Below are 23854 nucleotides of genomic sequence, written 5' to 3'. Positions count from 1 at the left end.
GAAGCTGCGCTGCATGAACGAGATGCACGCCGCCCGCAGCCACGCGCTCGGCGATCTGCTGCGGCGCTCCGCCCGGCGGGATCCCGAGCGCCTCGCGATCGTCTACGGCCCGGTCCGCCAGACGTTCGCCGAGCTCGACGAGACCGTCAACCGCACGGCCAACGCCCTCGCCGCCCGCGGCGTGGCCCAGGGCGACCACCTCGCGCTGCACGCCCACAACTCCTACGGGTTCGTCGTCACGACGCTGGCGCTCGCGCGGCTCGGGGCCGTCGTCGTGCCGATCAACTTCATGCTCGGCGCCGACGAGGTGGCGTTCATCCTGGACCACGCCCAGGTCACCGGGCTGGTCGCCGAGGACGCGTTGCTGCCGGTCTCCGCCGCGGCGCTCCAGGCGAGCGGGCGGGCGGACGCGGTCGGCGTGCGCGCGGTGATCGCCGACGCACCCGCCACCCCGCCGGAGGGCTGGGAGGCCGTGGACGCCTGGTTCGAGCATCCCGACGCCACCGAGCCGACCGCGGCCGTCGGCGACGACGACCCGATCGCGCTGCTGTACACGAGCGGCACCGAGTCGCGGCCCAAGGGCGCGATGCTCACGAGCCGCAGCCTCATCACGCAGTTCGTGTCCTGCATCGTCGACGGCGAGATGTCGCGCGCCGACGTCGAGATCCACCCCATGCCGCTGTACCACTGCGCGCAGCTGTACTGCTTCCTGATGCCCGACCTCTACCTCGGCGCGGCGAGCGTGATCCTGCCCCGCCCCGACGCCGGGCTCATCCTGGAGGCCATCGAGGCCGAGCGGGCCACGAAGCTGTTCGTGCCGCCCACGGTGTGGATCTCGCTGCTGCGCCACCCCGACTTCGAGACGCGCGACCTCAGCTCGCTGCGCAAGGGCTACTATGGCGCCTCGGCCATGCCCGTCGAGGTGCTGCTCGAGATGAGCCGGCGCCTGCCCGACGTGCGGCTGTTCAACTTCTACGGCCAGACCGAGATGTCGCCGATGGCCACGCTCCTGCGCCCCGAGGACCAGGTGCGCAAGGCCGGCTCGGCGGGCCGACCGTCGATCAACGTCGAGACGCTCGTCGTCGACGACCAGGACCGCCCGGTCGCCCCGGGCGAGGTCGGCGAGATCGTGCACCGCTCGCCGCACGCGATGCTCGGCTACTACAACGACCCGGCCAAGACGGCCGAGGCGTTCAAGAACGGCTGGTTCCACAGCGGCGACCTGGGCGTCATCGACGAGGAGGGCTACCTCAGCGTCGTGGACCGCAAGAAGGACATGATCAAGACCGGGGGCGAGAACGTCGCCAGCCGCGAGGTCGAGGAGGTCATCTACGCCCACGAGGCCGTGCAGGAGGTGGCGATCTTCGGCCTGCCCGACCCGCGCTGGATCGAGGCCGTGACCGCGGCCGTCGTCCCGCGCACCGGGGCCGACGTGACCGCGGAGGAGATCGTCGCCTTCTGCCGCGAGCGCCTCGCCGGGTTCAAGGTCCCCAAGCGCGTCGAGATCGTCGGCGAGCTGCCCAAGAACGCCAGCGGCAAGATCCTCAAGCGCGAGCTGCGCGACCGCTTCGCCGAGACCGTCTGAGCGCACGGCTCGGCCCCCTGCGCCGGCACCCGAGGCGAACCTGGCCCCCCGGGGCCGGTGTCGCCTACATCTCGAGGCCGCCGTTGACGCCCCACACCTGCCCGGTGATGTAGCCCGAGGCGTCGGCGCAGAGGAAGTGCACGACGCGGGCGATCTCCTCCGGGCGCCCGAGCCGCTTGAGCGGGATGGAGTCGGCGACCTTGGCGAGGACCTTGGGCGGCACGTCGGCCACCATGTCGGTCGTCGTGTAGCCGGGGGCCACGCAGTTGACGGTCACGCCGATGCCGAACGGATCCAGGCGGTCCTCGCGCGCCAGCGCGCTGGCGGCCTCCAGGGCCATCGTCTTGGTCAGGCCGAACATGCCCGACTTGGACGCCGCGTAGTTCGTCTGGCCGATGTTGCCGCTCTGGCCGGCCAGCGAGGAGATGTTGATGATGCGCCCGCTGCCGCGCTCGAGCATGTGGCCGAGGGCGGCCTGCGCGCAGAAGAACGCCCCGGAGAGGTTGACGGCCAGCACCGTGTACCACTCCTCGGCGGTCATCTTGAGCATCCGCGCGTCGGCGGTGATGCCCGCGTTGTTGACGAGGATGTCGAGCCGGCCGTGGCGCTCGATGACCTCGCCGACGGTCCGGCGGCAGTCGTCGGCCGAGGCGACGTTGCCCTGGTGGATCGAGGCCTCGGCGCCGAGCTGCTCGAGGTCCGCGCGGAAGCCCTCGGCCTTGTCGACGTTGCGGCTGTAGCCCGCCGCCACCGTCGCGCCCTGGCTGGCCAGGCTGCGGCTGATGGCCGCCCCGATCCCGCGTGTGCCGCCCGTGACGAACGCGACGCGCCCCTCCAGCTTGTTGCCCGCGACGAAGTCCTGCGCGCTGCTCGGTCCCGTGGTCGTCATGCTCCGCTCCCTTGGTCGAACGTCGGGCCTGGAGGTCCGCTCGACGCGAGTATCCCCGGAACGGACAGGGTCGGGGGGAAGTGTTTGGCGGGGTGTCCGGTGGCGATCGCCGGGCGCCGCTCAGGCGTCGGGCGTGAGCATCCCGGCGGCCTCCAGGGCCCCGGCCGCGGTGCCGAAGACGCGGCCGTAGGTGATGCGCCCGTCCTCCACGCGCCAGAGCCACCCGGCGGGCGAGTCGATGACGCGGCCCACGCCCCAGGCATAGACGCGTCCCGTGGCGACGACGAGGCCGCCCTCCCCCGTGCGATAGCGGTCCGGCGTGGGCCGCAGCTCCTGCCAGACCCGGGCCACGTCGTCGAGGTAGCGCAGCATGCCCGCATGGCCGCAGTAGGGCTCGCCGCCGGCGGCCAGGCGGGCCGTGACCGGCTCGAAGACGATGTGCGGCGAGCAGATCTCCAGCAGCGCGCCGGCGTCGCGGTGCTCGAAGGCGATGAACGCCCGGCGCACGATCTCGACGTCGTAGGCCACGCACCGATGATGGCAGGCGCCCGGCGCAGCACGTCCACCGGCTAGCGTGCGCGGGCATGCGCCTGGTCTCCTTCCGCGATCGCAGCGGCACCGCCCGCGTCGGCCGCCTCGACGGCGAGGGCGGCGACGCCCGCATCGTCGAGCTGGCGGCCCCGACGATGCTGCACTGGTTGCGCGGCGAGGGGCACGCCCCGAGCGGCCGCGACCACGCGGTGGCCGACGCGACGCTGCTGGCACCGGTGCCCGAGCCGCCCAGCGTGCGCGACTTCTACGCCTACGAGGGGCACGTGTCGACCGGCTCGCGCCTGCGCGGGCGCGACGTGCCCGAGGCGTGGTACGAGGCGCCGGTCTTCTACTTCTCCAACCCGGCCTCGGTCCAGGGGCCCGGCACGCCGGTGCGCCGGCCCGCGGGCTGCGAGCGGCTGGACCTCGAGCTCGAGATCGCCGCGGTCATCGGCGAGGACGGCGCGATCGCCGGCTTCACCCTGTTCAACGACTGGAGCGCCCGCGACATCCAGCGCCGGGAGATGACCGTCGGGCTCGGCCCGGCCAAGGGCAAGGACTTCGCGACGTCGATGGGCCCGTGGCTCGTGACGCCCGACGAGCTGCCGCTCGTCGACGGGCGCCTGCGGCTCGAGGCCCGCGCGACGATCGACGGGGCCGAGATCACGCGCAGCGACGCCGGGGCGATGCACTGGACCTGGCCGCAGCTCGTGGCCCAGGCGGCGCGCGAGACGCGGCTGCGCCCGGGCGACGTGCTGGGCTCGGGCACCCTGGACCGCGGGTGCCTGCTCGAGCTCAACGCCGACGTGCCCGATGACCGGGCGCGCTGGCTGCAGCCCGGCGACACGGTGGCGATCGAGGCCGACGGGCTCGGCCGCCTCGAGGCGCCGATCGTCTGAGCCCGCCGTGACCGCGCCGCGCGTCATCCTGACCGTCGGTCACTCCGCCCACGCGCTCGAGCACCTCGCCGGCCTGCTCGCGGCCCAGGACGTGACCGCCTTGGCCGACGTGCGCCGCTGGCCGCGGTCGCGGCGCCACCCGCACTTCGACGACGACGCGCTCGCCGTCGAGCTGGCGCCTCGCGGGGTGACCTACACGCACGTGCCCGAGCTCGGCGGCCGCCGCGAGCCCGTGGCCGGCTCGCCCAACGACGGGTTCGCCGAAGCCGCCATGCGCGGCTACGCCGACCACGTCGCCACCGCCGAGTTCGCGCGCGGGCTCGCCCACCTGGAGGCCCTGGCCGCCGGGCGGCGCACGGCCGTGCTGTGCGCGGAGGCCGACTGGCGACGCTGCCACCGCCGGCTCGTCGCCGACGTCCTGGCCGTCCGCGGCTGGGAGGTCGTCCATGTCGGCCCCGGCGGCGGCACCGAGCCCCACGCCCTGACGCCGTTCGCCGTCGTCTCCGGCGGCCTGCCCGTCTACCCGGCGGCGCAGCTCGGGCTCGGCCTCTAGGAGGCCAGCGCCAGCTCGGTGCGCCGCCGCCCGAAGTCGCGGGCCACGGCGACGAGCACGTCGAGCATCGCCGTCTTGGCCGGCGAGCGGTAGGCGCCGGCGGCGGTCGCGGCCAGGATGCGGCGCACGGGCGGCCGCGCGCCCAGCGAGCGGACCACGACGTCGTCGCGGACCGTGATGAGCGCGAGGTCGGGGATGAACGACACGCCCATCCCGGCCGCGACGAAGCCCTGGATGGCGTTGTAGTCGTCGAGGTTGAAGGCCATCCGCGGCTCGAAGCCCGCGGTCTGGCAGGCCCGCAGGAAGATGCTGGCGTCGGGGCAGTGGCCCGTCGTGCCGATCATCCACGCCTCGTCGGCGAGGTCGGCCAGGCGCACGCGCCCGCGACCCGCCAGGCGATGGCTGGCGGGCAGCATGATGTACATCGGGTCGTCGAGCAGGTGCACGCGGTCGACGTCGTCGGGGCCGGGGCGGGCGAACGTGGTCTCGATGGCCAGCGCGACGTCGACCTCGCCGGCGCGCAGCAGGCGCAGGCCCTCGTCGGGCTCGGCGGGGCAGAGCGTGAGCTCGATGCCCGGGTGGCGCTCGCGGAAGCCGGCGACGGCCAGCGGCATGAGCGTGGCGCACGCGCTGGGGAACGCGGCCAGGCGCAGGCGCCCGGTGCGCAGCCCGGCGATCGCCTCGAGCTCGTCCTCGGCGTCGGCCAGCCGGGCGAGGATGACCTCGGCGTGCGTGACGAGCGCACGCCCGGCCTCCGTGAGCCGGACGCCCCGGGCGCTGCGCTCCACCAGGCACGCGCCCGCCTCGCGCTCCAGCGCGGCGATCTGCTGGGACACGGCGGACTGCGTGTAGGACAGCGCCTCCGCGGCAGCCGAGAACGACCGCTGGGCCGCGACCTCGCGCAGGACGCGCAGACGGCGGACATCGAGCATAAGGAGAACTTACCGGCAGCGTCACCGAATGTCATTTGTCCTGATGGGCTGGGAGCACCATCATCATCGCCATGCCCGGCCCCCTCCCCCTCCCCCGCGCACCGACGCCGTCGTCCTGCGCCCGGCCTATCCCGACGACGCGGCCGCGCTCACGCGCCTCGCCGCCCTCGACAGCCGCCGCCCGCTCGCGGGCCCGGTCGTCGTCGCCGAGCGCGACGGCGTCGTCCTCGCGGCCCGCGCGGCCGATGACGGCCGCGTGATCGCCGACCCCTTCGCGCCCACCGCCGACCTGGTCGCCCTCCTGCGGGCACACGCGCTGCAGGCGCCTCGCCCGCACCGGCGCCGGGAACTCCTCCGGCTGACGGGCACGAACCCCTGGAGGCGTCCCGCGCTCTCGCGCGGGTAGCTTCCGGCGGATGCGCACCGGCGCCGGCCACATCCGCGCCCAGGGCTCCCCTCCTCAGGACTGGCGGGTGTGGTCGGCGATCGGTGCCGTCTACGTCATCTGGGGCGGCACGTACCTCGCGATCCGCCTCATGATCGAGACGGTGCCGCCGCTGCTGGGCGCCGGGGTGCGGTTCGTGGCCGCCGGCGTGATCATGCTCGCGTTCCTGGCCGCCCGGCGCGGCGGCCCGGCGGCGATCGCCACCTCGTGGGGGCGCCTGGCGCACTGCGCGCTGGTCGGCACGCTGCTGGCGGCCGGCGGCAACGGCCTGGTGACGATCGCCGAGCACGACGTGCCCACCGGCCTCACCGCGCTGATCATCGCCTCGGTCCCGCTGTGGATCGCGCTGTTTCGCACGCTGGGCGGCGACCGCGTGGCGGGCCGCACCCTGGCCGGCGTCGCGCTGGGCTTCGTCGGCGTGGGCGTGCTGCTGCTGCCCGGGGCCGGCCCGCCGGCGCGGCGCTCGGGATGGTGCTGCTCGTCGTGCTGGCCGCGGTCTCCTGGGGCCTGGGCTCGTTCACGTCGCTGCGCATCACGCTGCCCGGCGATCCGCTGGTGGCCACGGCCTGGCAGCTGCTGTTCGGCGGCCTCGTCCTGACGGTCGCCGGCGCCTGCGCCGGCGAGGGGCTGCACCCGTCGGCGTTCTCGGCGACCTCGCTCGCCGCGCTGGCCTACCTGGTGCTCGTCGGGTCGATCGTCGCGTTCTCCTGCTACGCCTACGCGCTGGCGCACGCACCGATCTCCAAGGTCTCGACCTACGCCTACGTCAACCCGCTCATCGCCGTGGTGCTCGGCGCGGTGTTCCTGGACGAGCGCATCACGATCGTGACCATCGCGGGCATGGCGCTCATCGTGGCCTCGGTGGTCGTCGTCGTGCGCCACGAGGCGCGCCGCACCGCGGCGGTGCGCGCCGGCGCGGCCGCCGAGGCGGCCTAGACCACCGGGCGCTCGAAGAGCGTCGAGAGCACGACCTGGGTGTGCGTGCGGCGCACGCCCGGCGTGTCGCGCAGGCGCTCCAGCGCCTCCTCGAGGTGCTGGGTGTCGGCCGCGCGCAGGTGCAGGATCGCGCTGGCGTCGCCGGCCACGGTGTAGGCCGCCTCGACCTCGGGGTGCTGCTCCACGGACGCGCGGACCTCGCCGCCCGACATGCGGCCCTCGCAGTACAGCGCGACCACCGCGTGCGTGGTCCAGCCCATCGCGGCCGGGTCGACGACCGCGGCGTAGGAGCGGATGACGCCGTCGGCCTCCAGGCGGTCGACCCGGCGCTTGACCGCCGGGGCGCTCAGCGCGACGCGCCCGCCGATGTCCTGGAACGAGCGCCTCGCGTTCTCCCGCAGCAGCGCAACGATCTTGCGGTCGATGTCGTCCACGGGCCAAGTCTAGGCGTCCAGACGCAACGATCCGCCATTGAGCGGCGGCCGCGACAAGCGGATCATTCAACGGGACGGTTCCCGACACCGAGGAGAGATCGATGACGCCCCAGACCGCCCTGCACCCCGCCGGGACCATGCCGGCCACCGAGGACTTCATGCCGCTGCACGGCATCGATCATGTCGAGCTGTTCGTGGGCAACGCCAAGCAGGCGGCCTACTACTACCGTCACGCGTTCGGCTTCCGGCTCGTCGCCTACTCGGGGCTGGAGACGGGCACGCGCGACCGCGCGTCCTACGTCCTGCAGCAGGGCCGCATCCGCCTCGTGCTGACGGGCGCCCTGCACAGCGACTCGCCCATCGCCGAGCACCACCGCCGCCACGGCGACGGCGTCAAGGTCATCGCGCTGAGCGTGCCGTCGGTCGACCGCGCCTGGCAGGAGGCGACGAGCCGCGGTGCCGAGGGCGTCGCCGAGCCCCACGACGCCACCGACGAGCACGGCACGGTGCGCCTGGCGTCCATCAGGACCTACGGCGACACCCTGCACACGTTCGTCCAGCGCGATGGCTACCCCGGGCCGTTCCTGCCCGGCTACGCCGCCGCGCAGGACCCGTCCGACGACGCCGAGCCGATGCTGCTGGCGCTGGACCACATCGTCGGCAACGTCGAGCACATGGACCCCTGGGTGAAGTACTACGAGGACGTCTTCAACATGAAGGAGATGCTCCACTTCACCGACGAGGCGATCTCGACGGAGTACTCGGCGCTCATGTCCAAGGTCGTCACCAACGGCAACGGCGCCGTCAAGTTCCCGATCAACGAGCCCGCCGAGGCCAAGCGCAGGTCGCAGATCGACGAGTACCTCGAGTTCTACGAGGGCCCGGGCGCCCAGCACCTCGCGGTGGCCACGCGCGACATCGTCGGCACGGTCGCGGCGCTGCGCCGCCGGGGCGTCGAGTTCCTCGACATCCCCGACGCCTACTACGACGGGGTCCCCGCGCGGGTCCCGGAGGTCGAGGGCCAGCTGGCCGACCTGCGCGCCCAGGGCATCCTCGTCGACCGCGACGATGACGGCCACCTGCTGCAGATCTTCACCAAGCCCGTCGGCGACCGGCCGACCGTGTTCTTCGAGGTCATCGAGCGTCACGGGGCCCGCGGCTTCGGCGACGGCAACTTCAAGGCCCTGTTCGAGGCGCTGGAGCGCGAGCAGGACCGGCGCGGCAACCTGTAGGAGTACGGTCACCCCATGCGCTATCTGAGCCTGGGCCGCATCCCGCGCAAGCGCCACGTCCAGTTCCGGGGCGACGGCAACGGCGCCGGGCCGGCCGGACACCTGCTGACCGAGGAGGTCCTCGGCTACGAGGGCTTCAGCGGCAACGAGACGATCCTCTACCACCTGCACTCGCCGTGCCGGCTGGCCGAGGTCGGCGGCTTCGCGCCGATCCGCCGCGAGGAGTGGGTGCCCGACGCCCACGTCCACCGGCTCGCCGACGCCAACGCCGCACCCTCCGGCGGCGACCCGGTGTCGGGTCGGCAGCTGCTGATGTACAACGCCGACCTCGAGGTCTCCATCGCCAAGCCGACCGAGGCCCAGGCGGGCTTCCACCGCAACGGCGAGGGCGACGAGGTCGTCTACGTGCACCGCGGCGGCGGCAAGCTGCGCACCGTGTTCGGCCCGGTCACGTTCCGCGAGCGCGACTACGTCGTGATCCCCCGCGGGACGACGTACCGCTTCGAGCCCGATCCGGGCCTCGAGCAGTTCTGGGTGTGCTTCCACACGCCCGGGGAGATCGAGACCCCCGACCGCTACCGCAACCGCTACGGCCAGCTCCTGGAGCACGCGCCGTACTCCCAGCGCGACTTCCACGGGCCGATCGAGCTCGAGACCCACGACGAGGCCGGCGAGTTCCACCTCACCGTCCGGGTGCGCGACGGCGTGCAGGCCTACGTGCTGGACCGCCACCCGTTCGATGTGGTCGGCTGGGACGGCTACGTGTTCCCCTACACGTTCAACGCCGACGACTTCGAGCCTCGCGCCGGGCGCCTGCACCTGCCGCCCCCGGCCCACCAGACGTTCCAGGGCCCCAACTTCGTCATCTGCACGTTCGCGCCACGGATGCTCGACTGGGACCCGCAGGCCGTGCCGCTGCCCTACCACCACTCGAACATCCAGTCCGAGGAGGTGATGTTCTACGCCGACGGCGACTACGCCGCGCGCAAGGGCGTCGAGGTGGGCTGCATCACGCTGCACCCGTCGGGCCTGCCCCACGGCCCGCAGCCCGGAGCGGTCGAGAAGGCGCTGGGCGCCACGCGGACCGACGAGCTGGCGATCATGTGGGACACGTTCCGCCCGCTGCGGCTCGCGGCCCTGTGGCGCGACCACGACAAGCCCGAGTACGCCTACTCCTGGAACCCGGACCGGGCGCCGGCCGCACGCCCCTGAGCGTGCGGTCCCGGCGCCCGCGGGCGGCGTTCGCCTAGCCTCGCGGGCATGGACTTCACCTGGCGCGACGGCGAGCGGACGATCCGGTTCGGGCGCGGCGCCGTCGCCGACGTCGCGGGGCTGCTCGACGGCCCTACGTGCTGCTGACCACCGAGCGCGCGCAGGAGGCGTTGCCCGCGCTGGCCGAGGGCGCGGAGGTCGTGCACCTCGTCGGGCCGGGCGCGGTGGACGAGCTGGCCGCCGGCCTGTCCGGCGTGGTGGGCGCCGGCGGCCTGCTCGTCGCCGCCGGCGGCGGGCGCGTCATCGACACGGCCAAGGCGATCGCCGGCGTCCACGACGGCGTGCGGGTCGCCGCGATCCCGACGACGCTGAGCGCGGCGGAGATGACCGCCGTGCACCGCCGGCCCAGGGCCTGGAGGACGGCGCGCGGGCGGTCCGCCCGGCGCTGGTCGTCAACGATCCGGACCTGTCGGGCTCCCAGCCCGTCTCCGACCTGGCCGCCAGCTCGGCCAACGTCCTGGCCCACGCCGTTGAGGGTGCGGTGACCACGCTGGCCTCCCCCGTCCCGTCGATGGCCGCCCGCGAGGCCCAGCGGCTCGTCGACGTCGCCTGGATCATGGAGGACGAGGACCCGGGCTTCGTGGCGCGCGAGCAGCTCGCGCTGGCCGCGCTGCTGTCGGGGTACGCGATCGGCGCGGCCTGGTACGGCCTCAGCCACGTGCTGTCCCAGACGCTCGTGCGCGTCGGCGGCACCGGCCACGGCCCGGCCAACGCGGCGATGCTGCCCGTGGCGATCTCGGCGCTCGAGCGGCGCACGCCCGGGCGCGTGGACCCCGACGGGACGCTGCGGGCGCTCGCCGAGAAGCTCGCCCGCCGCGCGGGCGCCAACGGCATCCGCCGCCTCGGCGTGCCGGAGGACCGTCTCGACGCCTGCGCCGACGCGGCCGCCGGGCGCCCCGAGCTGGACCTCACGCCGCCGCGCGCGGACCGCGACGAGCTGCGCGCGCTGTACGGGGAGGCGTGGTAGGGGCAGTTGGTGGCGCCGCGCCCGGACGGACCACCACGACGCGGCCAGCGAACTACGCTCCACGTCGTGCTCGATCTGCTCCGGGAGACCGTCGACCGCGCCGCGGGCCACTGCGCCCACGCCGAGGCGCGCCACGTCCATCATCGCCACGAGGCGCTCGCCGTCCACGACGGCCTCGTCGACGCCGTCGAGGCCGACGAGAGCGAAGGGATCGGCGTCCGCGTGCTCGTCGGCGGGGCCTGGGGGTTCGCGGCCACGCGCGACGTCAGCAGCGCCGGGGCCGAGCTCGCGCTGCGCCGGGCCCTGGCCGTGGCCGCCGCGCAGCCCGCCGCGGGCGCGCGGCCGCTGGCCCCGGTCGTCGCGGTCACCGGGCACTGGGAGAGCCCGTGGGAGGTCGACCCGTTCGCCGTCGCGCCCGAGGAGCGCCTCGCGCTGCTGTTCGACGCCGTCGCCGCGATGCGCGGCGACCCGCGGATCGCCCGGGCGCAGGCCTCGGCCGCCATGGACCGCACGACCAAGGCGCTGGCCACGAGCGACGGGACGGCGGTCACCCAGGTCCAGACGACCTGCGGCGCCGGCCTGGAGGCCACGGCCGTCGGCGACGGCGAGCTGCAGACCCGCACCTACCCGAGCTCGCACGGCGGCGACGTCGCCGCCGCCGGCTGGGAGCACGTCCTGGGCCTCGACCTGCCGGCCCACGCGCCGCGCGTCGCCGCCGAGGCCATCGAGCTGCTGACCGCCCCGGCCTGCCCCGAGGGCGCCGCGACCTCGTCCTGCACGGCGAGCAGCTCGCGCTGCAGCTGCACGAGTCGATCGGCCACGCGCTCGAGCTCGACCGGATGCTGCTCGGCGAGGCCTCCTACGCCGGCACGAGCTGGGTGGCTCCCGCCGACCTCCGCGCCGGGCTGCGCTACGGCTCCGACGTGCTGCAGGTCAGCGCCGACGCCACGCTGCCGGGCGGGCTGGGGTCCTTCGGCTGGGACGACGAGGGCGTCGCCGGGGCGCGCACGACGCTCATCGCCGACGGTGTGCTGCGCGCGGCGCTGTCGGACCGCCAGTCGGCCGCGGCCGTCGGCCTGGAGCGCTCGGGCGGCTGCGCGCGCGCCGAGGGCTTCGCGCGCCAGCCCATCGTGCGGATGACCAACGTGTCGGTCCAGCCCGGGACCGCGGGCACGCTGGCCGACCTGATCGCCGGCACCGACGACGGCCTCTACCTGGAGTCCAACCGCTCGTGGTCGATCGACGACCGCCGCTGGCAGTTCCAGTTCGCGACCGAGATCGCCCGCGAGATCCGTGGCGGCGAGCTGGGGCGGCTGTACCGCAACCCCTCCTACGCCGGGATCACCCCGCAGTTCTGGGCCTCGCTGGACGCCGTGTGCGGCGCGGCGGACTGGCGGCTGTGGGGGCTGACCAACTGCGGCAAGGGCGAGCCCGGCCAGGTCATGGCGGTCTCGCACGGCGCGGCGCCGGCGCGCTTCCGCGACGTCCAGGTCGGTGTGGCATGAGCGGCGAGACGGCCCTGGAGCTGGCCGATCGCGCCCTCGGCCACCTCGACGGCGAGGGCCAGGCGACGGTGACCTCGGAGCGCTCGCTCATGCTGCGCTACGCGCGCTCGGCCCCGACCCAGGCCACCGAGATCGACGACACCTCGGTCCACCTGCTCAGCCTGCGCGACGGCCACGTCGGCGGCGCGGTGACCAACCGCCTCGACGACGACAGCCTGCGCGACGTGGCACGCCGCGCCGCCGACGCGGCCGCCACCGCGGCCCGGGCCGCCGGCGGCCCGGGCGACCACCCCGGGCTGCCGCAGCCCGCGCCCGTCGCGCCCGCCGGCCACCACGGCTTCGACGAGGCCACCGCACGGATCGATCCGGCGCCGGGGGGCGAGGCGCTGCGCGCCGCGTTCGTCGTCGCCGCCGAGCACGGGCTCGAGGCCTTCGGGACGTGGACGGAGGGCGCGGTGCAGACCGCGCTGGCCTCGACCGCCGGGCTGCGCGCCGCCGACCGCGTCACCGACGCGTTCATGAAGGTCATCTGCCGAGATGACGGCGGGCGCACGGGCTGGGACGCCCAGGCGGCCGTCGGCGCCGCGGGGCTGGACCCCGAGGCGGGCGCCCGCCGGGCCGCGGCGAAGGTCGGGCCCGAGGAGCCCGTCGTCCTGGAGCCGGGCGAGTACCCCGTGGTCCTGGACGCCGACGCGGTCGGCGGGCTGCTGGAGATGCTCGCGTGGCTGGCGTTCAACGGCCTGGCCCACGCCGAGGGCCGAGGCGCGCTGGAGCAGCGACTGGGCACCCGCATCGGCGCCCCGTCGATCGATCTGGCCGACGACCCGTCCGCCGCGCGGACGTGGCCCCGCGCGTTCGACCTCGAGGGCGTGCCGAAGGCGCCGCTGGCGCTCATCGAGGGCGGCGTCGCGCGCCACGTCGTCCACGACTCGCGCTCGGCGGCACGGGCGGGCGGCGGCGCGCGGTCGACCGGCCACGCCCTGGCCCCGGGGCGATCCCCACGGCCCGGCGCCGACGAACCTTGTGCTGGCCGGCGGCGACGCCGCCGGCGTGGACGCGCTGGCCGCCCCGATCGAGCGCGGCATCTACGTGACGCGGCTGTGGTACCTCAACGTCGTCCACCCGCGGCAGGTCCTGTTGACCGGGACCACGCGCGACGGGACGTTCCTCATCGAGGACGGCCGCATCACCCGCCCGCTGCACGACGTGCGCTTCACGGACTCCGTCCTGCGCCTGCTCGACGCGACGGAGGCGCTGGGCGCCGATGCGCGCCTGGTCACCGAGGCCGAGTACTACGGGCGGCGCTTCGCCAAGGGCGTCGTCTGCCCGCCGCTGCGCGCGCAGGGCTTCCGCATCACGGGCTGAGCCGGGCGAACCCGGCCCGCGGGGCCGACACCCCCCGCGAACCTGGACCCCTGGGCCGGCGTTCGCCTAGCCCAGCATCGGCGAGGGCGGGATCCGCGTCTCGCCGGTGATCTCGGGGATGCGCATCGCGACCTCGTCGGCGTAGCACCACGACCAGTCCTCGCCGGGCTCCAGCGAGCGGATGAGGACGTGGTCGGTGGCGTGGCGGTGGGCGGTCGCGTGCCGGCTGGGCGAGTCATCGCAGCAGCCGACGTGGCCGCACTCCAGGCAGATGCGCAGGTGCAGCCAGGTCCCGCCGGAGGCCAGGCAGTCCTCGCAGCCGTCCACGGCCTCGGGCAGCTCGGTGATCGTGATGCGGTCCAGGTGCGTGCAGGTGGTCATGGGGCTCCCGCCGGGGTCGTGAAGGGCAGCCACACGCGGAACGTGGTGCGGCCGGGCTGGGAGTCGACCGTCAGCGATCCGCCGTGGCGGTCGACGACGATGCGCCGCGCCGTGGCCAGGCCCAGCCCCGTACCCTGGCCGACGTCCTTGGTGGTGAAGAACGAGTCGAAGACGCGGTCGACGATCTCCGGCGGGATGCCCGGGCCGTCATCGGTGATCGCCACGAGCGCGCACTCCCCGTCGCGCTGCGTGGTGACGGTGATCGCCCCGTGCTCGCCGAGCGCGTCGACCGCGTTGTCGATGAGGTTGGTCCATACCTGATTGAGCTCGGACCCGCGGACCGTCAGCTTCGGCAGCGTGCGGTCGTACTCGCGGGCCACGTCGATCGACGTGTGCTTGAGCTTGTGGCCCAGGACGGCCAGCGTGGTCTCCAGCCCCTCATGAAGGTCGACCTCGACGAGGTCGCCGCGGTCCATGTAGGCGTAGGACTTCACGGCGCCGACCAGGTCGGACATGCGCTGGGTGGACTCCTCCAACTCGGCGGCCAGCCCGCGGGCGGTCAGCGATGCCGCGACCCAGCTCAGCGCGGCGCCGGTCGCGGGGCCCGCCAGCCCGGCCACGCGCTGCAGCCAGGCCTCGTCGACGCCCGCGGCGGCCAGCGGCTCGGCCAGCCGCCAGGGCTCGGGCACGCCGAGGTCCTCCAGGCGCTCGAGCAGCGCGTCCTCGGCGTCGGCGGCGTCGAGCGTCTGCAGCGCCGTGCGGCCCTCCATCCCCGCCAGCGCCGCGCGCTGCAGCGCGACGAGCTCCTGGGCCTCGGCGCGCTCGATGCCGGACTCGACGAAGACGCCGAGCGCCGCGCCGATGGCGTCCAGCGCCTCGAGGATCTGCGCGGCCGCGCGCCGGGCGGCCGCGGCGGGGTTGTTGAGCTCATGGGCCAGTCCGGCGGCCATCGTGCCCAGCGACGCCAGGCGCTCGCGGTTCTGCTCGATGGCCGTCACGCGGCTCATGACGGGCGCGACCTGGTGCATGACGACCCGGTGCACCGCGGGCTGGGCCAGCGCCAGGCGACGGAAGTCCGGAGCGTCGATCGTCGCCAGGCGGCAGGGCGTCAGCGCCCGCATCGTCGCGCCGATCGGCCCTCGGTCAGCACGGCGATCGCGCCCATCCAGGTCGGCGCCTCCTGGTGGCCGATGGGCTCCAGGCGGCCCTGGTTGACGACGAACGTCTGCACCGTGCCCTCCAGCAGCAGCTGGACGCCGGCGGGCGTGACCCCCTGCTCGGCCACCTCGTCGCCGACGGCGATCTCGCGGACCGTCGCGACCGCCACCCAGTCGGCGAGCTCGGCGTCGTCCAGGCCGTCGAAGAGGTCGATGCGCCGCAGGTCGGCCAGGGTGACCGCGTCGACGCTCATCCGTCGACGAGGTACTGGTGGATGAGCGAGACCGCCATCGAGCCCTCCCCCACCGCGCTGGCCACGCGCTTGATCGACCGGGCGCGGACGTCGCCGGCGACGAAGACGCCCGGCACGGTCGTCTCCAGCAGGTAGGGGTCGCGTGCCAGCGGCCACCCGGCCCGCTGGGCGTCGGGCCCGGCGAGGATGAACCCGCGCTCGTCGCGCGCCACGACGCCGTCGAGCCAGTCGGTGCGCGGCGCGGCGCCGATGAACACGAAGCACGCGTCGACGTCCTCGAGCGTCTCGGACCCGTCGGCGGCGCGGATGCGCAGCCGGCGCAGCCGGCCCTGCTCGTCGCCCTCGGCGGCCACGGCCTGGGCGCCCGTGCGCACCTCCACGTTGGGCAGGGCGGCGATCTGCTCGATGAGGTAGTGCGACATGGACTTGGTCAGCGAGGCCGCGCGCACGAGCATCGTCACCCGCCCGGCCCAGCCCGCGAAGTAGACGGCCGCCTGGCCCGCCGAGTTCGCGCCGCCGATGATCACGACGTGCTGGTCGGCGCAGGCGCGCGCCTCGGTCATCGCCGCGCCGTAGTAGATGCCCTGCCCGGTGAGCCCGGCGAAGCCCGGCGCGTTCATCTGGTTGTAGGACACGCCGGAGGCCACGAGCACGCAGTTGGCGCTGAGCGTGGTGCCGCCGGTCAGCGTGACGATCCGCCCGGCGCCCTCGGCGCGCAGCGCGACGGCGTCCTGCACCGTCAGCAGCTCGGCGCCCAGGCGGCGCGCCTGATCGGTGCCGCGCCGGGCCAGGTCCGAGCCGCTGAGGCCCATCGGGAAGCCGAGGTAGTTCTCGATGCGGCTTGACTGCCCGGCCTGCCCGCCGGGCGCCTCGCGCTCGACGAGCACCGTGCGCAGGCCCTCCGAGGCGCCGTAGACCGCCGCCGCCAGCCCGGCGGGCCCGCCGCCGACGATGACCAGGTCGTAGTGGTCGGCCGCCGGCTGGCCGGTGACGCCGAGGCGCTCGGCCAGCTCGAGGACCGTCGGGCGCTCGAGGACCGTGCCGTCCTCGAGCAGCGCAACGGGCAGGCGCTCGGCGTCGATGCCGGCGACGACGAGCAGCTCGCGCGCCTCGCCGTCGCGCTCGACGTCCAGCCACCGCGCGGGGACGCGGTTGCGCGCCAGGAAGTCGCGCAGGTCGTGCGAGGCCTTGGAGAACCGGTGTCCGATGACGCGCAGGCCGCCGGCCTCGAGCGCCGCGCCGGACTCCCACGTCTGCAGGAGGTCCTCGACGACGGGGAAGAGCTGCTCCTCCGGCGGGTCCCACGGCTTGAGCAGGTAGTAGTCCAGCGCGACCTCGTTGATCGCCGCGATCGCCGCCTCCGTGTCGGCATAGGCCGTGAGCAGCACGCGCTTGGCATCGGGCACGATCTGGCGTGCCTGCACGAGGTACTCCGTGCCCGCCATGCCGGGCATGCGCTGGTCGGCGATGAGCAGGGCGACCTGGTCCCCGCGCGTGCGCAGCTCGCGCAGCAGGTCCAGCGCCTCCGGGCCGGAGTGCGCGCGCAGGATCCGATAGTGCTCGCCGAAGCCGCGGCGCAGGTCGCGCGCGACGGCCGCGAGGACTGCCGGCTCGTCGTCGACGGCCACGATCGCCGGCCGGCGGGGGCGGGGGTTGGCCTCCTCGTCCACAGCCGGCGACGCTACACGACGCGCGCCGGATCCCCGCAGATGCGCCCGATCGGATTGGAGGCCGCGCCGGCTGGATACCCGCCATGCCATGGCGACCATGCGAGCAGTGCAGATCAGCGCGGCGGGCGGGGCGATGGAGCTCGTCGAGCGCGAGGTGCCCTCCCCCGGGCGCGGCGAGGTGCTCGTGCGCGTGCACGCCTGCGGCGTCTGCCACAGCGACATGTTCGCCAAGGAGGGCGGCTTTCCGGGCGTGAGCTACCCGCTGGTCCCGGGCCACGAGATCGCGGGGGCCATCGAGACGGTCGGCGAGGGCGTGGAAGGCTGGGAGGCCGGCCAGCGCGTCGGCGTCGGCTGGTTCGGCGGCAATTGCGGCCGCTGCGACCCGTGCCGACGCGGCGACCTCATCAGCTGCGCCAACCTCGTCATCCCCGGCATCACGTTCGACGGCGGCTACGCCGACTACGTGGTGGTCAAGGCCGGCGCGCTGGCGGCGATCCCCGACGATCTCAGCGCGCAGGACGCCGCCCCGCTGCTCTGCGCGGGCATCACCACCTACAACGCGCTGCGCGAGAGCGGAGCGGTCGGCGGCGACCTCGTGGCCGTCCTCGGCGTCGGAGGCCTGGGCCACCTCGGCGTGCAGTTCGCCGCCAAGCTGGGCTTCGACACCGTCGCGATCGCTCGCGGCACCGACAAGGAGGAGCTCGCACGCAAGCTCGGCGCCCGCCACTACATCGACAGCACGGCCCAGGACCCCGGTGAGGAGCTGCAGGCCCTCGGCGGCGCGCGGGTGGTGCTCGCGACGGTGACGAGCGCGTCGGCCATGTCGGCCGTGGTCGGCGGCCTGGCGCCGCGCGGCCGGCTGATCATCGTCGGGGCGTCGATGGATCCGCTGGAGATCCCGCCCGCCGCGCTCATCGGCGGCAGCAACGCGATCGTCGGCCACGCCTCCGGCACGTCGAAGGACTCCGAGGACACGCTGGCCTTCAGCGTGCTCTCCGGCGTGCGTCCCATGATCCAGACGCGCCCGCTGGAGGAGGCCGCCGAGGCCTACGAGACGATGATGTCCGGCGCTGCGCGCTTCCGGATGGTGCTCACGACCGGCGCCTGAGCGGCGCGGCCCGTGCTGCGGCCGGCCACGGCGCAGGACGTGGCCGGCTTCGCCCGGGAGGGCGTGCGCCGGCGCGCCTACCGGCGCCGGGCAGGACGGCGTCCCGTTCGCGCTGCTGACCGACTGAGGCCGGCGGCGCGCCTAGCTGATGCGCAGCAGGATGACCGTGTTGATCGTGAACAGCAGCGCGAACGCGACGGTCCAGCGGTTCAGGTTGCGCTCCACGAGCGAGCCGCCACCGAGCGGCCCCGCGCCGGAGCCGACGCCGAAGGCGCCCGACAGCCCCGCGTCCTTCCCGGAGTGCATGAGCACGAGGAAGATGAGCACGACGCAGATCCCGACCTGCACGATGGAGAGCACGGTTTCAACCATGGTCTGCGTGATGGTAGAGGCTCATGCCTGGTCCTGGCGCTCCCGCACCGGCCCGGCCGCCGGCTCGACGGCCACGGGCTCGCCGGGCGGGGCCGCAGCGGGCTCGGCCGGCGCCTCCGGCGCGGCACCGCCCGTCGGCTCGGGTGCGGCGCCGGGCTCGGCGCCCAGCGCGTCCAGGCGCCGCAGCACCTCCATCGCCTCGGCCCGCAGCTCGCGGTCGATCGCCTTCCAGTCGGGCTCGGACAGCTTGCCGGTCCGGTAGTCCATCTCGGCCTCGCGGATCTCGCGGTAGCGCGCGGCCTTGGCGGCCTCGAGGTCGGCGATGCGCGTGCTGCGGGCCATGTCCTCGCGCTCCGAGCGCCCCGCCATGAGCGGGCGCCCGACGATGACCGCGGCCAGGAGGGCGGCGACGAGCACGAGGACGGTGGCGAGCGGATCCATCGGGCGGGCCGGTCAGGCGCGGCCGAGCTCGCGCGCCACGCGCGCGGCGTAGCCGGCGGTGGCCCGGCGCCGGGCGAGGTCGGGAGCCGGCCAGATGCAGATGATGCCGCCGACGATGACGATGAGCCCGCCGAGCCAGATCCAGGCCACCAGCGGGGAGACGATCATCCGGAACGTGGCGGGCGGCGCCGACTGGGCGTAGGAGGCGGTGAGGCCGTTGATGCGCCCGCCGATGTACTGGCCCAGCCGTGCGCGCACGCGCGGGTCGAGCATGATCTTCGGGTCCTGGGCCACGAGCTTGCGCAGGCCGCCGATGACGGCCGCGTCGTCCTTCTTGACCTGGGCGGACAGGCCGCCGATCTCCGGGGAGACCGCCATCCAGACGTCGCGCCGCACGCCGGCGGTCATCGCGACCTCGCTCGTCGCCTCGCCGTCGAAGTAGCGCCCCACCGGCGACACGGCCTCGGCGCCGGCGATCGGGTAGTAGCCGCGGTTCGGGCTCAGGTGGGCGACCACCTTGCCGTCCTTGGACAACGTCATCTGGGCGCCGAGCACGATCCGCTCGACATCGTTGTTCGACACGTCGACGCGCGCCGTCGCCCGATCGTACCTGGCGGTGTAGCCGTTGCCGATCTTCGCCGACTGGCCGGGGCGCAGCCGCACGTCGCGCGCGTGCTGGAACGCCGAGGACGCCGCGACGCCGATGAACAGCAGCGCCATCCCCAGGTGGACGATGTAGCCGCCGTAGCGCCGGCGGTTGCGGCGCACGAGCGTCAGCAGCGCCAGCGGCGGGGCCTCGCCGGTCATCGCGCGCCGTGCCCGCAGGCCGCGGGCGAACTCCTGGAGGATCGTGCCGACCACGAACGCCGCGAAGCCGAACATGAGCCAGGCCAGCGGGCGGCCGGCGACGCCGAAGGCGGCGGTGACGGCCAGCGTGACCACGCCGGTGAGCGTCGGCCACGTGAAGTTGCGCCGGGCGTTCTTGGGGGTCGCGCGGCGCCAGGCGATGACGGGGCCGATGCCCGACAGCAGCACCAGCATGAGCGCCAGCGGGACCGTGTACTTGTTGTACCAGGGCGGTCCGAGCGACTGCTTGTCGCCGGTGAGCGCCTCGGAGATCAGCGGGAAGAACGTCCCCCAGAACACGACGAAGGCCAGCCCGACGAGCACGAGGTTGTTGCCCAGGAACATCGCCTCGCGCGACAGGAGCGAGTCGAGCCTGTGCTCGGAGCGCAGCGTGTCGCGGCGCGAGACGACGAGCACGACCGAGGTGAGGATCATCACGCCGATCAGCACGACGAACGGCACGCCCAGTGACGAGCCGGTGAACGCGTGGATCGAGTCGAGGATCCCGGAGCGCACGAGGAACGTGCCCAGGATCGCCAGCGTGCCGGTGGCCAGGATGAGCGACGCGTTCCACGTCTTCAGCATCCCGCGCTTCTCCTGCACCATGATCGAGTGCAGGAACGCCGTGCCCGTCAGCCACGGCAGCAGCGAGGCGTTCTCCACCGGGTCCCACGCCCAGTAGCCGCCCCATCCCAGCTCGGCGTAGGACCAGCGGGCGCCGAGCAGGATGCCGATGCCGAGGAAGAACCACGCGCCGAGGGCGAAGCGCCGCGTCGCGACCATCCACTCGGCGTCCACGCGCCGGACGATCAGCGCGCCGACCGCGAACGCGAACGGCACCGCCCACAGCGTGTAGCCCGAGTAGAGCATGGGCGGGTGGATCATCATGCTCGGGTGGCGCAGGAGCGGGTTGAGCCCCGCGCCCTCCTGCGGCGCCACGGCGAGCGTGTCGAACGGCGAGACCGCGAAGACCAACAGGCCGGCGAAGAACGCGGCGAACCCGAGCAGCACGGCGGTCGCGTAGGGCTGCACGTCGCGCATGCGGTGGCGCGTCAGGAACAGCACGAGCGAGGACCACAGCGACAGGAGCCAGAGCCACAGCAGCAGCGAGCCCTCCTGCGAGGACCAGGCCGCGGCGGCCTTGTAGAACGTCGGCGTCGTCGTCGAGGAGTGCGACTGGACGACCGAGAAGCTGAAGTCCGACCGCAGGAACGCGACCTCGAGCACGATGAACGCGCCCGAGGTCAGGGCGGCCAGCGCGTAGACGGCGCGGCGGCCCGAGGTGGCCCACTCGCGACGTCCGGTCCGCGCGCCGTACAGCGACGCACCGATGCCGTAGACGGCGACAGCGAGGGCGAGGAAGGTCAGGCCGCGGCCGAGGTCTGCCATCGCCGCGCTAGGTGTTCGTCGTCTTCTGCGCTTGGAACTTCGACGGGCACTTCGTCACGAGCGAGTCCTTCTCGCCCACGAAGGTGCCGCCCTCGCGCCTGACCGTCACGATGACCTCGCGGCCGTCGCGGAAGGTGTCGGCGACCGCGCCGGTGTAGCGGATCGGCACCGCGGCGTTGCCGTTGCGGTCGCGGACCTTGAAGTTGAGGGTCGTGCCGTCGCGGACGATCGACCCGTCCACCACCTTGCCCGTGAGCTGGTAGCTGCGGCCGGGCGCGGCGCTCGCGAGGAGCTGGCTCGGCGATCGCGCCTCGCTGGAGGCGCTGAAGCTGGTGTAGACGAGCGCCGACGCCAGCAGGACGGCGGCGCTCAGCGCCACGATCAACCTGACGCGTCGCTTGCGTGCGGGATCCATCGCGTCCAAGTATCGCAGCCTCGGCGCCGCGGCACGCCTCCACCAGGCGTCCACCCGTGCTCAAGCGCGCCAGGTCACCGACGAGTACGGAGTTGACGAAACCTTCAGGCGCCGACGGTGTCCTGGAGAACGAGACCTTCCACCATGCGCGTCCGCCCCCAACGACCCACCGACCGTCGCTCGCCGATCCCCCGGCGCCCGTCCGCCCACGGGCGCGTCGAGCGCGCGCCGGACGCCCCCGAGGCCGCCGATCCCCACCTGCTGGCCGAGCGCCGGCACCGCGCGTCGGTCGCGCCCGAGGACCACGCGCTGTACGCGTGTGCCTGCGGCTTCCAGTTCCAGGCGTCGGTCTCGACGTCGGTCGCCTGCCCGCACTGCGGGTCGGGCCAGGCCTGGTAGGGGCCGGTACCGGCCCACGGGGCCGAACCCGCAGGCCGCGCCGGAGGCGTCGTGGTTGGTAGAAGTCGCCCATGGCGACCGCAGATCTGACCGTGATCGGGCTGGGCCGGAGCGATCCGAGCGCCAGCCGCTACATCGCCGCGATCCAGCGCCGCCTGGCGGCCCAGGACCGCGTGGGCTACGCGCTGCACGCGATGGGCACGTCGTTGGAGGGCGAGACCGCCGACATCCTGGCCCTCGTCGGCGAGCTGCACGCGGTGCCCTTCGAGCTCGGCCTGCCCCGCGTCTACACGGTGCTCAAGCTCGACGAGCGCCGCGACAAGGCCCAGACGCTGCAGGACAAGGTCGACGCGGTGCGCCGGGTGCTGGGCGAGCCGTCCTAGCCGCGAGCGGAGCGCCCGGGGGCGCCGGGCCGGGACCACGTGCGCCCCGGGCCCACCGTGACACCTCGACCGGCATATCGCACGTCGACCCGACACCGACCGTCACGACACCGCAACGCCCGCGGACGACCCCGAGCGCCCGCGCCCCGGCGGCGTGCCGAGCGCCTAGTACCCCAGCGTCCGGTGGCTGATCCGCTCGCAGCCGGTGATCGTGTAGTGCTTCTGGGCGCGGCGGCTGACGAACAGCACGTCGTTGCCGGGCCCGCAGTCGATCGAGCCGCGGCCGAAGTGGGCCTTGATCCAGTCGTCGCCGCCGCCGGCCTGGATCGTGTTCGTGCCGTGCGAGGCGTAGATGAAGTCCCGGCCCGGGCCGCCGACCAGCAGGTCGGACTGGGTCGCGGGCTGGCCGGAGGCCTTGTAGTCGCCCCAGATCACGTCGCCGTTGGGCCCCGCGAAGATCTGGTCGCTGCCGTGGCCGCCGAGCAGCTCGTTGTGCCGGCCCGACGGGCGGACGACCATGCGGTTGCAGCGCCCGTGGCGGTCGCGCCGGCCCAGGCAGCGCGCGTTGCGCCGGAAGCAGCGCTGGCTGAGGTGCAGGCCGTCGCAGCGGTAGCCGGTGTCGGCGCCGCCGAACGGGTCGTGCCCGAGGCGCGCGTCCAGCGGGCGCTGCTGGTCGAGCTTGTTCATGAGCAGCATCCCGTCGATCGGCGGCCAGCCCGCGTGGCTGGTGTTGGCGCGGACGGTGGGCGAGACGACCATGGCGATCATGGTCAGCCCGAGCAGGCAGGCGAACGAGAGCAGGCGACGGCAAGACATCCTCCCCACAGAATCGACAGCTCACGCAAGATCACGAGCGCATGTCAGTGATCTGACAACGAACGGCCGAGGCCGTCACCGCGGCGCTCGCTGCCGCGGCGCCGCGAACGGAGCGCCGGGAGCGGGGCCGCCGCCCGCGATCGTGCCCGCGTGCCCCGTCGTGCTCACGGCCTGCGCGAGGGAGAACGTGGTCGTGCCGAAGTTCGCCAGCGACGTGCTCGTGCACGCGGTGGCCGAGGCGCAGAGCGACGTACGCCGTCACGGGCACGGGCGTCCGCTACCGCCACGTCGGCGGCGAGTGGGTGCAGGGCGCCGTGGACTGCTCGAGCGCGGTGGGCTCCTAGCCGGCCCGGTTCGTGCTCGTCGAGCGGGTCGAAGCGGCGGAGGCCGGTGCGGCGGGCGGAGCGGCGACCGCGAGCGCGGCGCCGGCCGCCAGGGCGGCCACGTGGCGGAGACGACGTCGGGCGGGCATGGCCGGGGACGGCCCACGATGAGGCTGAGCGGTCGCTGAGGATCACGAAGGGCCACCGAAGGGGCCGGCGATCCCCAGCGATCCCCAGGCGGCGCCGACACGGCGCCCAGCCTCGCTGCCCCCCATCGAGCCTGGATGCCCTGCGACCTCGCGCTCGGTCCCGGCGCCCGGGCCGGTCCTCGACGCCCCCACCCACCCGGGCGCCA

28 protein-coding genes and 2 pseudogenes are annotated in these 23854 nt (G+C 74.3%); 17 read left to right on the top strand and 13 right to left on the bottom strand.

Annotated features, from left to right (window positions below):
- The first annotated feature begins 13 nt into the window (after positions 1-13).
- Positions 14-1585, top strand: coding sequence for an acyl-CoA synthetase (locus tag FSW04_RS10860; RefSeq protein WP_146919135.1), 1572 nt, complete (start codon positions 14-16; stop codon positions 1583-1585).
- Positions 1586-1649: 64 nt separating this feature from the next.
- Here FSW04_RS10860 and FSW04_RS10855 read toward each other — a convergent pair whose 3' ends face one another.
- Together FSW04_RS10855 and FSW04_RS10850 are read right to left on the bottom strand one after the other, a co-directional pair.
- The gene (locus tag FSW04_RS10855) at positions 1650-2474 is read right to left on the bottom strand and encodes a 3-oxoacyl-ACP reductase family protein (RefSeq protein ID WP_146919133.1); all 825 of its coding nucleotides are present in this window, start codon (positions 2472-2474) and stop codon (positions 1650-1652) included.
- 120 nt (positions 2475-2594) lie between these two features.
- Complete coding sequence (locus tag FSW04_RS10850) at positions 2595-3002, bottom strand: nuclear transport factor 2 family protein (protein ID WP_146919131.1); 408 nt, start codon at positions 3000-3002, stop codon at positions 2595-2597.
- A gap of 56 nt (positions 3003-3058) precedes the next feature.
- On the opposite strand from FSW04_RS10850, the gene FSW04_RS10845 reads away from it, so the two are divergent.
- A complete protein-coding gene (locus tag FSW04_RS10845) occupies positions 3059-3904 on the top strand; it encodes a fumarylacetoacetate hydrolase family protein (RefSeq protein WP_146919129.1) in 846 nt (281 codons plus the stop codon).
- Positions 3905-3911: 7 nt separating this feature from the next.
- Complete coding sequence (locus tag FSW04_RS10840) at positions 3912-4457, top strand: DUF488 domain-containing protein (RefSeq protein WP_187369412.1); 546 nt, start codon at positions 3912-3914, stop codon at positions 4455-4457.
- Here FSW04_RS10840 and FSW04_RS10835 read toward each other — a convergent pair.
- On the bottom strand, positions 4454-5389 hold the full coding sequence (locus FSW04_RS10835) for a LysR family transcriptional regulator (RefSeq protein WP_146919125.1): 936 nt from the start codon (positions 5387-5389) through the stop codon (positions 4454-4456). The genes FSW04_RS10840 and FSW04_RS10835 overlap by 4 nt on opposite strands.
- 28 nt (positions 5390-5417) lie before the next feature.
- Between FSW04_RS10835 and FSW04_RS10830 the strand changes: the two genes are divergently transcribed.
- Genes FSW04_RS10830 through FSW04_RS10820 form a run of 3 tightly spaced genes read left to right on the top strand, consistent with a single transcriptional unit; the run spans position 5418 to position 6770 of the window.
- Positions 5418-5795, top strand: coding sequence for a hypothetical protein (locus tag FSW04_RS10830; RefSeq protein ID WP_146919123.1), 378 nt, complete (start codon positions 5418-5420; stop codon positions 5793-5795).
- A gap of 10 nt (positions 5796-5805) precedes the next feature.
- Positions 5806-6432, top strand: coding sequence for an EamA family transporter (locus tag FSW04_RS10825; protein WP_146919121.1), 627 nt, complete (start codon positions 5806-5808; stop codon positions 6430-6432).
- Positions 6318-6770 carry an EamA family transporter gene (locus tag FSW04_RS10820; protein ID WP_187369411.1) on the top strand — a complete coding sequence of 151 codons (453 nt, stop codon included), beginning with the start codon at positions 6318-6320 and terminating at the stop codon, positions 6768-6770. The genes FSW04_RS10825 and FSW04_RS10820 overlap by 115 nt, the downstream gene beginning before the upstream one ends.
- Here the strand turns inward: FSW04_RS10820 and FSW04_RS10815 are convergent.
- Entirely contained in the window at positions 6767-7204 is a 438-nt protein-coding gene (locus tag FSW04_RS10815) for an Lrp/AsnC family transcriptional regulator (RefSeq protein WP_146919117.1), read from the bottom strand. The two genes, FSW04_RS10820 and FSW04_RS10815, sit on opposite strands and share 4 nt — an antisense overlap.
- Positions 7205-7305: 101 nt before the next feature.
- Here FSW04_RS10815 and hppD point away from each other — a divergent pair, with 101 nt between their 5' ends.
- The 8 genes and pseudogenes from hppD (at position 7306) to FSW04_RS28435 (ending at position 13545) form a co-directional block, all read left to right on the top strand.
- Entirely contained in the window at positions 7306-8436 is a 1131-nt protein-coding gene (gene hppD, locus FSW04_RS10810; protein ID WP_187369410.1) for a 4-hydroxyphenylpyruvate dioxygenase, read from the top strand.
- Positions 8437-8451: 15 nt separating this feature from the next.
- A complete protein-coding gene (locus FSW04_RS10805; protein WP_146919115.1) occupies positions 8452-9648 on the top strand; it encodes a homogentisate 1,2-dioxygenase in 1197 nt (398 codons plus the stop codon).
- A gap of 137 nt (positions 9649-9785) precedes the next feature.
- On the top strand, positions 9786-10193 hold the full coding sequence (locus FSW04_RS27055; protein WP_228431135.1) for a hypothetical protein: 408 nt from the start codon (positions 9786-9788) through the stop codon (positions 10191-10193).
- Positions 10190-10675 carry a hypothetical protein gene (locus tag FSW04_RS10800; RefSeq protein WP_456062054.1) on the top strand — a complete coding sequence of 162 codons (486 nt, stop codon included), beginning with the start codon at positions 10190-10192 and terminating at the stop codon, positions 10673-10675. The genes FSW04_RS27055 and FSW04_RS10800 overlap by 4 nt, the downstream gene beginning before the upstream one ends.
- A gap of 9 nt (positions 10676-10684) precedes the next feature.
- Positions 10685-11347, top strand: a pseudogene (locus FSW04_RS27050) (PmbA/TldA family metallopeptidase); the annotation flags it as partial.
- A complete protein-coding gene (locus tag FSW04_RS10795) occupies positions 11242-12180 on the top strand; it encodes a TldD/PmbA family protein (RefSeq protein ID WP_267128329.1) in 939 nt (312 codons plus the stop codon). The pseudogene FSW04_RS27050 and the gene FSW04_RS10795, both read left to right, overlap by 106 nt.
- Positions 12177-13130, top strand: a pseudogene (locus tag FSW04_RS28440) (metallopeptidase TldD-related protein); the annotation flags it as partial. The gene FSW04_RS10795 and the pseudogene FSW04_RS28440, both read left to right, overlap by 4 nt.
- A gap of 100 nt (positions 13131-13230) precedes the next feature.
- On the top strand, positions 13231-13545 hold the full coding sequence (locus tag FSW04_RS28435) for a metallopeptidase TldD-related protein (RefSeq protein ID WP_407652979.1): 315 nt from the start codon (positions 13231-13233) through the stop codon (positions 13543-13545).
- A gap of 66 nt (positions 13546-13611) precedes the next feature.
- Here FSW04_RS28435 and FSW04_RS10785 read toward each other — a convergent pair whose 3' ends face one another.
- Genes FSW04_RS10785 through FSW04_RS10770 form a run of 4 tightly spaced genes read right to left on the bottom strand, consistent with a single transcriptional unit; the run spans position 13612 to position 17007 of the window.
- On the bottom strand, positions 13612-13926 hold the full coding sequence (locus FSW04_RS10785; RefSeq protein WP_146919106.1) for a UBP-type zinc finger domain-containing protein: 315 nt from the start codon (positions 13924-13926) through the stop codon (positions 13612-13614).
- Positions 13923-15047 carry a sensor histidine kinase gene (locus tag FSW04_RS10780; protein ID WP_146919104.1) on the bottom strand — a complete coding sequence of 375 codons (1125 nt, stop codon included), beginning with the start codon at positions 15045-15047 and terminating at the stop codon, positions 13923-13925. Before FSW04_RS10780 ends, FSW04_RS10785 begins: the two co-directional genes overlap by 4 nt.
- Positions 15035-15337, bottom strand: a complete 303-nt coding sequence (locus FSW04_RS27040; RefSeq protein ID WP_146919102.1) for a cyclic nucleotide-binding domain-containing protein — start codon at positions 15335-15337, stop codon at positions 15035-15037. The genes FSW04_RS10780 and FSW04_RS27040 overlap by 13 nt, the downstream gene beginning before the upstream one ends.
- Positions 15334-17007 carry an FAD-dependent oxidoreductase gene (locus FSW04_RS10770; RefSeq protein ID WP_228431132.1) on the bottom strand — a complete coding sequence of 558 codons (1674 nt, stop codon included), beginning with the start codon at positions 17005-17007 and terminating at the stop codon, positions 15334-15336. Before FSW04_RS10770 ends, FSW04_RS27040 begins: the two co-directional genes overlap by 4 nt.
- An 88-nt stretch (positions 17008-17095) precedes the next feature.
- Here FSW04_RS10770 and FSW04_RS10765 point away from each other — a divergent pair, with 88 nt between their 5' ends.
- The gene (locus FSW04_RS10765) at positions 17096-18115 is read left to right on the top strand and encodes an alcohol dehydrogenase (RefSeq protein WP_146919097.1); all 1020 of its coding nucleotides are present in this window, start codon (positions 17096-17098) and stop codon (positions 18113-18115) included.
- A gap of 141 nt (positions 18116-18256) precedes the next feature.
- Here the strand turns inward: FSW04_RS10765 and secG are convergent, their stop codons facing one another.
- Genes secG through FSW04_RS10745 form a run of 4 tightly spaced genes read right to left on the bottom strand, consistent with a single transcriptional unit; the run spans position 18257 to position 21578 of the window.
- Positions 18257-18487, bottom strand: a complete 231-nt coding sequence (gene secG / locus FSW04_RS10760) for a preprotein translocase subunit SecG (RefSeq protein ID WP_146919095.1) — start codon at positions 18485-18487, stop codon at positions 18257-18259.
- A 21-nt stretch (positions 18488-18508) separates the two neighbouring features.
- Entirely contained in the window at positions 18509-18928 is a 420-nt protein-coding gene (locus FSW04_RS10755; protein WP_146919093.1) for a hypothetical protein, read from the bottom strand.
- A gap of 12 nt (positions 18929-18940) precedes the next feature.
- Positions 18941-21163 carry a heme lyase CcmF/NrfE family subunit gene (locus FSW04_RS10750; protein ID WP_146919090.1) on the bottom strand — a complete coding sequence of 741 codons (2223 nt, stop codon included), beginning with the start codon at positions 21161-21163 and terminating at the stop codon, positions 18941-18943.
- Between the two features lie 7 nt (positions 21164-21170).
- Complete coding sequence (locus tag FSW04_RS10745) at positions 21171-21578, bottom strand: cytochrome c maturation protein CcmE (RefSeq protein ID WP_146919088.1); 408 nt, start codon at positions 21576-21578, stop codon at positions 21171-21173.
- A 144-nt stretch (positions 21579-21722) separates the two neighbouring features.
- Here FSW04_RS10745 and FSW04_RS10740 point away from each other — a divergent pair, with 144 nt between their 5' ends.
- Positions 21723-21977 carry a hypothetical protein gene (locus tag FSW04_RS10740; RefSeq protein WP_146919086.1) on the top strand — a complete coding sequence of 85 codons (255 nt, stop codon included), beginning with the start codon at positions 21723-21725 and terminating at the stop codon, positions 21975-21977.
- A 71-nt stretch (positions 21978-22048) separates the two neighbouring features.
- Positions 22049-22360, top strand: coding sequence for an MTH1187 family thiamine-binding protein (locus FSW04_RS10735; RefSeq protein WP_146919084.1), 312 nt, complete (start codon positions 22049-22051; stop codon positions 22358-22360).
- A 165-nt stretch (positions 22361-22525) separates the two neighbouring features.
- On the opposite strand, the gene FSW04_RS10730 is transcribed toward FSW04_RS10735, so the two are convergent.
- Positions 22526-23176 carry a calcium-binding protein gene (locus FSW04_RS10730; protein ID WP_146919081.1) on the bottom strand — a complete coding sequence of 217 codons (651 nt, stop codon included), beginning with the start codon at positions 23174-23176 and terminating at the stop codon, positions 22526-22528.
- Between the last annotated feature and the right edge of the window lie 678 nt (positions 23177-23854).

Source organism: Baekduia soli, assembly GCF_007970665.1.
Lineage (GTDB): Bacteria > Actinomycetota > Thermoleophilia > Solirubrobacterales > Solirubrobacteraceae > Baekduia > Baekduia soli.
The sequence above is the reverse complement of the archived record's forward strand: the minus strand, read 5'-3'. Positions and strand labels throughout refer to the sequence as shown.